The following is a 13,013-nucleotide window of genomic DNA, read 5'->3' on the forward strand; positions in this document are numbered from 1 at the left end:
ACCTCGAATCTTTTTATTTTTGTGTTGTTTGGCATTCAATTGCCGGATGAAACTCAATCTTCAAGCCATTACTGATCTCCCTTGTGGGAGCTGGCTTGCCTGCGATGGCGGTGTGTCAGTCAACGAAAGCGTTGGTGATCTACCGCTATCGCAGGCAAGCCAGCTCCCACATGGGAACGGTGTGAAACAGTCAGTTGGTACGGGCCCCTTGGTTGATCCAGGTGCCGATCAAATCCCGCTCCTGCTGGGTCATCTGGGTAATGTTGCCCAGCGGCATGATCTGGCTGGCCACGGCCTGCGCTTGAATGCGCGCGGCCTGTTGCTGGATCTGTGCCGGTGTGTCGAACATCACCCCAGCCGGAGCGGTGCTGAACAGCGGGCTGGTGGGCTTGGCCGAGTGGCACACGGTGCAGCGTTGCTCGATCACGTGGTGCACCTGGCCGAAGTCCGTGGTGGCCTGGGCCGGTGCCGGTTCAGCGGCGGGTGCGGCAGGCGCGGCGGGTTTCAAGCCACCGCCCAATGCAGTTTCCGGCAGGGGTTGGTACTCGATGGCAGCCGGTGCCTTGGCAATCGGTTCAGCCGGTTTGGGCCCGGTCACGTAGGCCAGGCTGATCATCGCCAAGGCGCCCACGGGCAAGGTCCACGCATACTTCTGGCTGTCATGCCGGGTGTTGAAGTAATGGCGCACCAACACCGCCGCCACCGCGATCCCGGCCAGGATCAGCCAGTTGTATTGGCTGCCATAGGTGCTCGGGAAGTGGTTGCTGATCATGATGAACAGCACTGGCAAGGTGAAGTAGTTGTTGTGGCGTGAGCGCAACAGGCCCTTGGCCGGCAGCGCCGGGTCGGGTGTGCGGTTCTCGGCGATGGCCGCCACCAGCGCGCGTTGGGCCGGCATGATGATGCGGAACACGTTCCCCACCATGATCGTGCCGATCACCGCACCCACGTGCAGGTAGGCACCCCGGCCGCTGAATACCTTGCTGAAGCCGTAAGCCGCCGCAATCAACAGCACGAACAGGATCAAGCCGAGCAGGGCAGGGCGTTTGCCCAGGGCCGAGTCGCACAGAAAGGAGTAGATGAACCAGCCGGCGAACAGTGAGCCGATGCCCAGCAACACGCCTTCGGTGCCGCTGAGGCTGCTGCCGGGGGCGAGCAGGTACAGCGTGGGGTTGAGGTAGAACACCACGCACAGCAGCGCGACGCCCGACATCCAGGTGAAATAGGCTTCCCATTTGAACCAGTGCAGGTTGTCCGGCATGGTCGGCGGGGCCAGTTTGTATTTTTCCAGGTGGTAGATACCGCCACCGTGGATCGCCCACAAGTCACCGGCCAGGCCGTTCTTGGGGTTGACGCGATTAAGGTTGTTTTCCAGCCAGACGAAGTAGAAAGAAGCGCCGATCCAGGCGACGCCAGTGATCATGTGAACCCAGCGCACGCTCAGGTTCAGCCATTCCAACAGATGTGCTTCCACAGTCTTTACCTCTCGCCTGTCACCCTTGTTGTCGGGTGATCAGACCTTCTCTTATTGGTGGGGGGCGAGGATCAACCGCTCATCCTCTTTGAAAAAATGCTCATCGCAGTTATTGCCTGTGCCACTGCGATCAACCACCAGGAAGTCATCCCGCTTTTCGATCGTCAGCACCGGGTGGTGCCAGACGCCGCGATGGTAATTAATGCCCTGCCTGCCGTTGGTGACGAAGGCGCGGACCAAGCCTGATACAGGTTCATCGCCAAGTGGCGCGACCACGATCAGAAAGGGGTTGCCGAGCAGCGGAATGAAAGCCTGGCTGCCCAGCGGGTGTCTCTCCAGCATGCACACAGTCAGCGGCATGTCCTGCGCGTCGGCGCGGAAGATGCTGATGATGGCGTGGTCTTCCGGCTTCGCGGTTTCGACCGTGGCCAGTTTGTGAAAGCGCATGGTCGACCCGTTGTTGATCATGAAGTGATCGCTGCCATCGGTTTCGATAACGTCTCCGAAGGGGGCGAAGGCTTCTTTGGTCAAAGGTTCGATCATCAGTGTGCGCATGGCTGTCTTCTTGTCTTGTCTATAGATCGTTCCCACGCTCTGCGTGGGAACGCTGCCCTGGACGCTCTGCGTCCGCTGTGTGACGCGGAGCGTCACGGGGTGCATCCCCACGCAGAGCGTGGGGACGATCGGGTGTTATTTGGCGACCTTGCCCAGGACGCGCAGGCGACTCACCCCACCATCCGGGAACACGTTCAAGCGGATGTGGGTAATCGGCCCCAGCGCTTTGATCTGCTCGGCGAAGGTGTGTTCGGCGTGCATTTCCAGCTTCTGCGCCGGCAGCAATTCGCGCCAGAACAGCGATTGGGTTTCGATCTGGCTGTCGGTGCCGCCTTTCACGAAGGCGCCCTGGATCGAGCAAGTGTCCGGGTAGTTGCCCTTGAAGTGCAGGGTGTCGACCACGATTTTCTCGATCTCGCCCGGGTGGCCCAGGGCGACAATCACCCAGTCATTGCCTGGCGTACGACGACGCGCGGTTTCCCAACCGTCGCCCATGTTGATGCCACGGCCTGGGTTGAGGATGTTGCTCATGCGGCCGAAGTGTTCATCGGAGCAGGCCAGGGCACGGCCGCCATTGAGCGCGGCAGCCAGGTCGACCTGTTCGTTGTCGCCCACCGAGGACCAGTCGCGGAACGGCACACCGTACACACGCAGACGGGCTACGCCGCCATCCGGGTAGATGTTAAAGCGCAGGTGGCTGAACGCCTGGTCGTTGTTGATCTCGTGGTAGTGGTGGCTGTTGCCTTGCAGCTCGACGGCTGACAGCACTTCCACCCACTGGGTATTGGCATCCGGCTCACCCGAGGCCAGGAAGCAGGCTTCCAGGGAGGCCGACGGCGGGAAGTTGCCGGTGAAGAATGAAGTGTCGATGTCCACGCCTTTGATCGAACCCGGCACGCCCAGGCGGATCACCGCGCTGTCGTAGCCTTCGAAGCGCTTGCGGCGTGACTCCCAGCCGTCCATCCACTTGCCGTTGTCATCGAAAACGCCCTCCTTCCACACGGCCGGGGTCGGCTGGAACAGGCGGTTGGCGTCAGCGAACCAGTCATCGGTCACCGAGATGATCTTGGTGCCCAGGCGGGCGTCGGCCAGGTTGACGAACTTCTCGAAAGGTACGGCGTAAGCTTTCATTCTTCTTGTCTGCCTTAGATAGAGTGGCTGGGGATGGACTGCTAGAGGGTCAGTAAGCGGAACAACGCGATCTTGTTGATCTCGTCCAGCGCGCACTTGAACTCAGCGTCTGCAGAGTTGTGGATGCGCGTTTCGAACGCGGCGAGGATCTGATGCCGGTTGCTGCCTTTTACCGCCATGATGAAGGGAAACTTGAACTTAGCTTTGTAGGCCTCATTCAGCTCGGTGAAGCGAGAAAACTCTTCGGCCGTGCATTGGTGAATACCCGCGCCTGCTTGTTCATCGGTGCTGGCTTGGGTCAGTTGGCCCTGGACGGCGGCTTTGCCTGCCAGGTCCGGGTGAGCATTGATCAGCGCCAGTTGCGAGGCGTGATCAGCACTCAACAGGATATCGCTCATGCGCTGGTGCAGGGTTTCGATCTGGTCGATCGACGTATCCTGGCCCAGGTCGAAGGCCTTTTCGGCCACCCATGGCGAGTGTTCGTAGATATCGGCGAAGGCTTGGACGAATGCGTCGCGGCTCAAGGTCGAGGGTTTAAGGGTTTGGAACGCAGTCATTTCGCCGCTCCCGTGCAGGGGTGGGTTTGGTGCCAGTGACGGGCGATGTCCACGCGGCGGGTGAACCACACCTGGTCATGGCCTTTGACGTATTCAATGAAGCGCTTGAGCGAGGCCAGGCGTGCCGGGCGGCCGATCAGGCGGCAATGCAGGCCGATCGAAAGCATCTTCGGCGCCTCGGCACCTTCGGCGTACAGCACGTCGAAGGCGTCCTTGAGGTACTCGAAAAAGTCATCGCCCTTGTTGAAACCCTGCACCTGGGTGAAGCGCATGTCGTTGGTGTCCAGGGTGTAGGGGATCACCAGGTGCGGCTTGCCGTTGGGGGTGTTGGGTTCCCAGTAGGGCAGGTCATCGTCGTAGGTGTCGCAGTCGTACAGGAAGCCACCTTCCTCCATCACCAAACGGCGGGTGTTGGGGCCGGTGCGGCCGGTGTACCAGCCCAGTGGGCGTTCACCGGTGAGTTCGGTGAGGATGCGGATGGCTTCGAGCATGTGCTCGCGCTCCTGGGTCTCGTCCATGTACTGGTAGTCGATCCAGCGGTAGCCGTGGCTGCAGATCTCATGGCCGGCCTCGACCATTGCGCGGATCACATCCGGGTGGCGCTGGGCGGCCATGGCCACGGCGAAGATGGTCAGCGGGATATCGAATTCTTTGAACAGCTTGAGGATGCGCCACACGCCGGCACGGCTGCCGTACTCGTACAGCGACTCCATGCTCATGTTGCGCTCGCCTTGCAGCGGCTGGGCCGAGACCATTTCCGAGAGGAAGGCTTCTGACTCTTTGTCACCGTGCAGAATGTTGCGCTCGCCGCCTTCTTCGTAGTTGAGTACGAACGACAGCGCAATGCGTGCCTTGCCCGGCCAGTGGGGGTGAGGAGGGTTACTGCCGTAACCGATCAGGTCGCGTGGGTAGTCAGCGCTCACTGCAGTCTTCCTTCTTGTTCGTGGTAGCAAATGTGTGGCGGCCGGGCAGTGGAATGACTGAGTGGCGTCACAGCGATGAGTGATTGTATACAACTTATCGCAAACTTTGTAAGCCTGCATTTCTGCATTTTTTCTGAACGGTCTGTCTGCAAGAAACTTGCCTAAGTGGTCAGGTTAAGATGAAAAAGCCCACTGTAGGAGCGAGCTTGCTCGCGAAAAACCTGAGGGCGCCACTTTTAATCCTGATAGTCCGCGTCATCGTTGACGTTTTTCGCGAGCAAGCTCGCTCCTACAGGGGGTTGGAAGGCTGTTGAATTTATTGTGTACAATTTTTTAGAAAAATGTCTTAATCAGCCATCGCCGGCTTTTTCACTGCCCTGAAAGAGTGCGGGTTTCTCTATGACTGACTTCGGGAGGCGCATAAAAGCCATGGGACGTTTGACCACACACGTTTTGGACGCCGCGCACGGCTGCCCCGGCAGCGCCATCAAGGTTGAGCTGTACCGCGTCGAAGGCGCGCAGCTGGAGCTGGTCGCTACCGCCACCACTAACAGCGATGGCCGTTGCGACGCACCGCTGCTGCAAGGCGAGGACTACCGCAGCGGCGTGTACCAACTGCAGTTCAGCGCCGGTGATTACTACCGGGCCCGTGGGGTGCAGTTGCCCGAGCCGGCTTTTCTGGACGTGGTGGTACTGCGCTTTGGCATCAGTGCCGAACAGGACCATTACCATGTGCCCCTGCTGATTTCGCCTTACAGCTACTCCACTTATCGCGGTAGCTGAGTCGTCACCTCGCTTCACACCCCCAAATGCTCTTCGTTGGTTTCGCCCGCGCACACTGCGGGCTTTTTTTTGCCTGGCGTTTGTTCAACTATCTAACGCCTGTTGCGTCAGTGGCGTGCCTAGGCTGGGTGTTTTCCTCAGGTTAAGAAAACATCATGGCCCCACCCATCGACACGACCGACCCCACTGCGCAAGCGTCCATACAGCAAATGCGCAGCCAACTGTCACGACGGATCAACAGCCACCCGCAGCCCAGCCGCCTGATCAACCAGCTCGGCCTTGCCGACCAACGATGCGCCAACACAACCAAAGCCCTGATGCATTTGACGGTACGCGCGCCCAAAGTCTTGAAGGTGATTCGCGCAGCACTGCGCAAAGCGTTCGACATCGACCCGGACAAACTACTGTTCACCCAAGCCATGCCGCCGCCAGCACTGCACAGGGTCGACACCCTGACGGAACGGACGCTGCTCTCGCTGGCGCTACCTGCCGTGCCAATCAACCTCAATCAGTTCACCACGCTGAGCGTCAAGGATGAACCGGCCCGTGTGTGGCCGTTGACGCCCTTGCAGGTGCTGCAGCAAGTACTCGCGATGAAGCTGTTCGAACGTCTGGCCCCCGCGTTCAGCCGCTACTGGGAAACACTGGTGGCCGGCTCCTGGCAGACGCGTCAGGAACACTGGTGCCAATTGCAGGCCGAGTTGTTCGCTGATCGGGCCTTTATCGCGGGGCAGTTGGGCGAGCTGTCGAGTGAGGCGTCAAGCCTGGTCCAGGCGCTGATCGATGCGCCGAGCCCCGAAGCTCGCCAGCGGGCCGGGGGCGACTGGGCCAGTGTGCGCGCCAGCCAATTGATGTGGCCCGGCTCACCCGCGGTAGCGATCCCCGGCGCCTTGCACATCTATCGTGCGGATGACCCCAGTGATGTGCCGCATGTGATCTACCTGCCGGGTGTAGCGCGCAATTTTTATGAGTATCCGAGCTTCTTCTTCCTGCAGTGCGGCCTGCTGAAACTGACCAGCCAGGCGTTGTTCGACGAGCTTTGGCAGTGCCTGCCGCTCAAGCGCCGCCATGAACTTTGCCGGCCCACGCACTACACCCCGGCGAGCAGTGTTGCCCGTGGTTCGGTACTGGACGGGGATGCGTTGGCGTTGAGCGCGCAAGCGCTGTTGGACGGCCAGTGGGAAAATGAATTGGCCTGTGCGTTGGCGATCAATCAGAGCCACCTATATTCCCAACGACGGCCGCCGCCTCAGCCGCTGACGGCTGCGCCTTTTCTGACGTTTATCGAACGTGCCAGAAAGCAATTGGTCGGTGAGGCGCGGCTGGGTGCATCAGGCAAGTCGTTGCTGGAATGGGATGCGCGGCGTCGGCGACGGGAAATCTGCTTTGCCAATCTTTTGTCCGGCCAACCCATGCTCGCGATGCATGCTCGGCTCAAACGCTACGAAAAGGGCTTGCTCGCGTTACTCGATGTGGCTGATCCCAGCGTCGATACCACGCAATTTCAGGAGGTTGTGGCCCTCGCGCGCGAGCTCCAGGAGCATGCGCAAACCATGGACTCACTGAGCAGCGGTGCGCAGAAACGGCTGTATGAGTATGGGTTCTGGATCGAACGTCCTACCCAGACCGAAAAGCGCGCCACCCTGTTTTTGCAGGCTCAAGGCGAGGCCTTGCGCTGCGAGGTCCAATTGCAGCACCGGCTCAAGCTGATACCCACGGCACATCGAGACCTGGTGATCAAGATAGTGGACCAGCACCAGGCCGCCAAGCGTGAATACGGTGACGCACGCGTCTTGTCGGTTTCGGTGGGCAGTGCGCCGGATGCGTTCTACCACGTGCATAACCTGATGGTGGTGACCACAGCGACGGCCGTTGAGAAGCCTGGCCGCTCGGTCCCGGTGGTGCTATGTGGGTTTGGACAATCGGGCGGGGTGCTGTCTTTTTCCAGTCTGCAAGCCCTGACTAAAAGCCTGTTGGCCAGTTTCAACAGCAGTGATGAGTCAGTGCTCTGGAGGTGCATCGAGCGAAAGGTACGGCAAGACCTACGCAAGCATGCCGCGCGAGGCACCTTGGCAGTGCGCTACGAGCTGATCGAAAAAGGGCCTCTGGAGTTTTCGTTCAAAAAACTGATGAAGCACTATGGGACTTTGCACACAAGCTCGGCGGACGCGACGCAGCTTTTCGGTGAGGTTAAGAGCCCTGCGTTCAGCCGTGATCTACTGCTGATAGAACTGGGCGAACATCTGAAAGTACCGGCCAATGATCTGCTTGAGCAGAGCCAGGCCCATCTTGATGTACTGCGCAAAGCCACCGCCGATGCGAAAAAGCTGCCGGCATGGCTGGCGGGCGCGTCGAGCGCCCAGCGCAAGATCTTCAAGAAACTGCAGGGCCGACACTTGGCCAGCGTCCTCGCGGTTGAAAACCGGCTTGAGCAGCGTCTGGAAGACCTGGAGACCTTCGCCCGCACTGCCTTGATCGCCCGTTTAACAGAGGACGGTTTCTATCCGGGGCTGGATATCGAGCAGCCCTTACTGACTATGCCGGACGACGTCGCCAGCAGTTTCTGCGGTTATGAAAGCCGCTGCACACCGGGCGATCGCAAGGAAATTCAGACCCCCAGCCTTGAGCGCAGCACTTTCAGCCTGCTGCAACTGGCGCTCCATAACCTCGACCCGCAAGCGCCCTGGACGCGCAAGCGCTTGAACCACGCCACCTACCTGCAGCCGGACTGGCGCAGACGGCTGGATGCGGACTACCTGATCAAGACAATCTCCGCGCTGGATATCGGCGGTCAATACGCAGCAAAGATCGAGCGCACGTTTGAGCCTGCGGCCCAAGGGCTGAGCGAAGGCCGTATTCCGGAACTGATGCAGCGCATGTTGCGCGACTGTGCCAAGGTACGGCTGTATTCGGCCATCCGCCAGGGGCTGAGTGCACCCGCGCAAAGCCTGTTCAATACAGCGATGGCCGCGCGAACGCCAGAGGACTTGCTGAAGAATGGCCATCGACTGAGCCTGTCAGTGGTGCATCTGGTGGGGCACACGCTGCAGCATGATCGCTACATCGCCGGCATTGTGGTCATGCAGGATCAGGCCAATGGGCGCTGCGTAGTGTATTGGCCGAACGCTGCCACTGCCTTGGCCGTTACCGAATACGCCAGCGTGCAAGAGGCGCACGTGGCGCTCAATCGCATCGCGACCCAGGCCGAGCACGCCAAACAGCTGGCGCGGCAGGTCGCACCGGGCTGGGCATTCGAGGCCGTCACCCATGATGCCGAGCCCGACGCTACGCTGGACGAACTGCTGCGGGCCACGTTCTTTTCCGGTGTGTGGCGGGGCGTGAAGTTCATTCGCTCCTTTGCGGTCAAGCATCTGGAGCCGACGCCGGTGCCGCAGGACATTGAAAAGCAGTTCCAGGAGCAGGTCGATACTGACCCGCTGAACGCGCTGGCGATCGTGCCCACTGCCCACAGCGATGCCAACGCGTTGCTGTACAAGGCCTGGGTGCTTGATTTGCAGCGCCGAACCCAGGCGGCGTGCAATTCCAGCAAGGCATTGGACCGCTATCGAACCAAACGCCTGGAGGAGCAAAATGATACGCGCATGCGCGCCTTGGTGGGTTTTTTCGTGCCGCCTTACGGCATGGTCAACGACTTCTACGAGTTGCTGCTGGCTGCGCGGCGGTACCACCGTTTTGGCCGTTCCTCGGATGCGGTTGATGTTGGCTTCATGAGCATTTTTCTGACGGTTGAACTGTTATTGGGTTTTATACCCGGCGCCAAAACCAGGGCGGGCGCCGTGGGAGGAATAACGCGGCGTTCGCTGGCCACCGGGTTGAGTCGAATCCGCCACCTGCACATGACGGCGCCCAGAACACTGGCCGCTGGGATATCACGGCCAATTACCCAGCTCAAAGCCCTGGAGCATTTTCGGCTAAAGGGCGTGCCTCAAGACGCTGTCGCGCTGAGAGGCGTGGGTGAAAAGGGTGTGTACGTCAAAAATGGCGAGGCCTTCCTGGCGGATGATACGCATCGTTATCCGGTGTACCGGCGCCAGAACGAACACTCATTACGCCTGAAAAACAAACAGGCAGGCGAAGAAGATGAGTTGCTCGTGCATATCTATCAGCCCGAAGAATGGTTATTGGGCGCGGACGCGCCAACTCCGGGGCCGAGTTCGGGAACCCATCGGCCGTGGCAACCTCCGAGGCCTGACGTGTCGGACTGGCAACCGCCGGTGCGTGTAGCGAGCGAAGACAGGATTCGCCAGTTCTCTACCACAGCCACGCATTGGTTGGATTGGCAGACTCAGCTTCATCCAGGCCAGCTATCGAGCTCGCCCGCTCCAGGGATATTTCATGTCGCAGCGGACCCTCAAGGCTATCCTCACCATGTGCTGCGTGTTGCGCCTGAACGTTCCAGCCTGACCGATCCGAGCAGCCGTTTTTACCGGTTGCTGCCCCCAGGTGAGGATGCCGGGCTTCATGGTATCGTGTTCATCACCAGGAATGAGCCGCTGGTGTCATTGGCCAGCGTTGACATCCTGCGTTGGACCAGCAACGACCTGCTCGAACAGCCGTTACCTGCATCCCGCACGGCAACGGGCGCCTGGCATTTGCATGCGCCGATTTTCGACCGGCCGTTGGAGCAGTCCGTGGCCATCGCCTTTCCCACCCTTACCAACAGGACCCGAGATCATGTGGTGAGCCGCTTGATCGAATTGTCGGGTCCGGCGCGCCCGGCAACTGCCACGCATCTGCTCAGAGTGCGTGCAACCCTGGACGAATGGTTGCCGCCGGCCCCCGTGCGGCCTGGCCGCACCGATGACTTATTGCGGATGTTGCGGCCTACCGATAGGGCACCCAACACGACCTTCATAAGCTTCCAGGGCGCTGCGCCGGGCTTGACCCGTATTGACTTCCTGCCACCTGTGAGGCCGCCACGCACCCTGCGTCGCGGTGGCAAGGCAGTCGCGAGCGAAAGAAATACCGCCCAATATGCAGCGGTCAGTACGTTGCTTGAGGAACAGGGCTTCACCCTCAGGCATGTCAATGTGCGGCGTTACGGGACGATCCGGCGGGAGACGCTGGCCACCCACCCCAACTCACCATCTCGGCTTTATTACGTGTCATACCTGTGGGCGGAAAGGCCGTCTTTGCGCCTTTTTTCGACGTTAAGCGACAATTGGCTTGTGACCGGGCTCAGGACCTATACCAACGTGGCGTTAGCTGACGAAGTCAGCAGTGCCATGCGTCAACAGCGCCTGGTACGGATCCTGGCGGGTATTCAGTGGCCGACCGGGAGCGATGTCTCGCCCACGGTTTACTTCATCAAACTGAACCCCTGACCTTCATCAGCGAGGCCAGGCCGGCGCAACCGAACAGGGCCGCACTGACGCGGTTGAACCAGCTCTGGCCGGCGCCGCTGCGCAAATACCGCGCTGCGCCATGGGCGCCGAGGCCGTAAGCCAGCTTGCACAGCAGGTCGAGCACCGTCCAGGTGGCGATCATGATCAGCAGTTGCGGTAAAAAGGCTTGCTGGGCGCTGAGAAATTGCGGCAGGAAGGCGGCGAAAAACAGAATGTCCTTGGGGTTACTGGCGCCCAGTACAAAGGCACGGCCAAACAAGGCGCGAAAGCGCGGCACGGCCGGGGTCTGCGGTACTTGTGCACCCTGGCTTGGCTGGCGCGACTGTTGCCAGCTTTGCCAGGCGAGGTAGAACAGGTACAGCGCGCCGACGATCTTCAATGCGCTGAACAATTGCTCAGAAGCCAGCAACAGCGCGCCAAGGCCCAGGGCCGAGGCGCTCAACAGGCAGATCGAGGCGAACACGCCGCCCAGAAACGCAGGGTAGGAGCGGCGCAGGCCGTAGTTGAGGCTGTTGCTGATCATCAACAGCGACAGCGGGCCAGGAATCAGGATCACCACCAGTGCAGCGCCACTGAACAGCAGCCAGGTTTCCAAGGTCATTTACAGTCCTCCCTTCATGCAAAAGCCCCACCCGAAGGTGAGGCGGTTTTTCAGCCGTTCCCGAACTACAGGAAGATGAACTTGGCGATAAAGATCGCGCACAGTACCCACAGGCTGATGGAAATCTCGCGGTATTTACCGGTGCCGGCCTTCAACGCCACATACGTGATAAAGCCCAGGGCGATGCCGTCGGCGACCGAAAACGTCAGCGGCATCATGATCGCGGTGACGATCGCCGGAATGCTGTCGGTGGCCTCATCCCAATTGATATGGGCCATGCTCGCCATCATCAGCATCGCTACATAAATCAGCGCGCCCGCCGTTGCGTAGGCGGGAATCATGCCGGCCAGCGGCGCAAAAAACATCGCCGCCACGAACAGCACGCCCACGGTCACTGCGGTCAAACCCGTACGGCCGCCAGCAGCCACACCGGCGGCGCTTTCTACATAGCTGGTCACCGGCGGTACACCGACCATGGCGCCGAACACGCTGGACGCACTGTCAGCCTTCAACGCGCGAGACAGGTTGTCGATCTTGCCATCGGCATTCACCAGGCCTGCGCGTTGCGCAACGCCCATCAGTGTACCGGCAGTGTCGAACATGTGTACAAAAAGAAAGGCAAATACCACGCTGATCATGCTCACATTGAACACACCCATCACGTCCATTGCCATCCAGGTCGGTGCCAGGCTCGGTGGGGTGGCGAGAATGCCGTTGTAGTGCACTAGGCCCAGGCCCCAGCCGGCCAGGGTTACGGCGATGATGCTGATCAGGATGGCGCCGAAGACGCGGTGATAACTGAGGATGGCAATCAGCAGGAAACACACGGCCGCCAGCAGCGGTGCCGGCTCGTGCAGGGAACCGAGCTTGATCAGCGTGGCCGGGCTGTCGACGATGATGCCGGCGGTTTTCAGGCCGATCACCCCTAGGAACAAGCCCACGCCGGCGCCCATGGCATGGCGCAGGCTGACCGGAATGCTGTTGAGCAGCCATTCGCGGATGCGCGACAGCGTGAGGATCATGAACAGCACGCCGGAAATAAACACCGCGCCGAGGGCGGTCTCCCAGGTGTAGCCCATGGTGCCGACCACGGTGTAGGTGAAGAATGCGTTCAAGCCCATGCCCGGCGCCAGGCCCACGGGCCAGTTGGCGTACAGGCCCATCAGCAGGCAACCCAGCGCGGCCGCTATGCAGGTGGCGACGAAGGCCGCGCCGTGATCGATACCGGCATCGGCCATGATATTGGGGTTGACGAAGATGATGTAGGCCATGGTGATAAAGGTGGTGAGGCCGGCGATCAGCTCGGTCTTCACTGTGGTGCCATGCAAGCGCAGTTTGAACAGGCGTTCCAGCCAACTGCCTCGGGGCGCGGCCAGGTCCAACGTAGGGGCTTCGGTTTTGCGGCTATCCACAGCGATTACTCCTCAATCGTTTTATTGTTATTTCCAGCGCCGGTTACATGAGTGGGCAACGGCGCTTTGAGGTGCTGGCGGGTTTGTTGACCGAAAGGTCAGGAACTCGCACGAAGCGAATTATGCTTTTGTATACAAATAAAGCAAATAATGTTTTCGATTATCTGGGCGAAAAGGGATGAAAGGCCCACGCCAGGGGATTTATTCTGCG

The 13,013-nt window shown here is 60.2% G+C and carries 9 protein-coding genes; 2 read left to right on the forward strand and 7 right to left on the reverse strand.

From position 1 onward, the window contains the following. Nucleotides 1-190: 190 nt before the first annotated feature. The 5 genes from TX24_RS04885 to puuE form a co-directional block, all read right to left on the reverse strand. Nucleotides 191-1,474 carry a urate hydroxylase PuuD gene (locus tag TX24_RS04885; protein WP_003192825.1) on the reverse strand — a complete coding sequence of 428 codons (1,284 nt, stop codon included), beginning with the start codon at nucleotides 1,472-1,474 and terminating at the stop codon, nucleotides 191-193. 51 nt (nucleotides 1,475-1,525) lie between these two features. Then, the gene (locus TX24_RS04890; protein ID WP_003192823.1) at nucleotides 1,526-2,029 is read right to left on the reverse strand and encodes an ureidoglycolate lyase; all 504 of its coding nucleotides are present in this window, start codon (nucleotides 2,027-2,029) and stop codon (nucleotides 1,526-1,528) included. Nucleotides 2,030-2,164: 135 nt separating this feature from the next. After that, nucleotides 2,165-3,160 (reverse strand): allantoicase, encoded by a 996-nt coding sequence (alc, locus tag TX24_RS04895; protein WP_017137848.1) that lies wholly within the window; start codon nucleotides 3,158-3,160, stop codon nucleotides 2,165-2,167. 41 nt (nucleotides 3,161-3,201) lie between these two features. Then, complete coding sequence (gene uraD, locus TX24_RS04900) at nucleotides 3,202-3,717, reverse strand: 2-oxo-4-hydroxy-4-carboxy-5-ureidoimidazoline decarboxylase (protein ID WP_003192819.1); 516 nt, start codon at nucleotides 3,715-3,717, stop codon at nucleotides 3,202-3,204. After that, on the reverse strand, nucleotides 3,714-4,640 hold the full coding sequence (gene puuE / locus TX24_RS04905; protein WP_003192817.1) for an allantoinase PuuE: 927 nt from the start codon (nucleotides 4,638-4,640) through the stop codon (nucleotides 3,714-3,716). Before puuE ends, uraD begins: the two co-directional genes overlap by 4 nt. 429 nt (nucleotides 4,641-5,069) lie before the next feature. Between puuE and uraH the strand changes: the two genes are divergently transcribed. Beyond that, nucleotides 5,070-5,423: a hydroxyisourate hydrolase gene (uraH, locus tag TX24_RS04910; protein WP_003192814.1), complete on the forward strand. Its 354-nt coding sequence runs from the start codon at nucleotides 5,070-5,072 to the stop codon at nucleotides 5,421-5,423. A gap of 155 nt (nucleotides 5,424-5,578) precedes the next feature. Beyond that, a complete protein-coding gene (locus TX24_RS04915; protein WP_244175813.1) occupies nucleotides 5,579-10,768 on the forward strand; it encodes a dermonecrotic toxin domain-containing protein in 5,190 nt (1,729 codons plus the stop codon). On the opposite strand, the gene TX24_RS04920 is transcribed toward TX24_RS04915, so the two are convergent. Then, complete coding sequence (locus TX24_RS04920; protein ID WP_003192811.1) at nucleotides 10,752-11,390, reverse strand: LysE family translocator; 639 nt, start codon at nucleotides 11,388-11,390, stop codon at nucleotides 10,752-10,754. The two genes, TX24_RS04915 and TX24_RS04920, sit on opposite strands and share 17 nt — an antisense overlap. Nucleotides 11,391-11,455: 65 nt before the next feature. Further along, nucleotides 11,456-12,802 carry an NCS2 family permease gene (locus TX24_RS04925; protein ID WP_057709804.1) on the reverse strand — a complete coding sequence of 449 codons (1,347 nt, stop codon included), beginning with the start codon at nucleotides 12,800-12,802 and terminating at the stop codon, nucleotides 11,456-11,458. Nucleotides 12,803-13,013 lie beyond the last annotated feature (211 nt).

It is taken from the genome of Pseudomonas lactis (genome assembly GCF_001439845.1).
GTDB classification, from domain to species: domain Bacteria; phylum Pseudomonadota; class Gammaproteobacteria; order Pseudomonadales; family Pseudomonadaceae; genus Aquipseudomonas; species Aquipseudomonas lactis.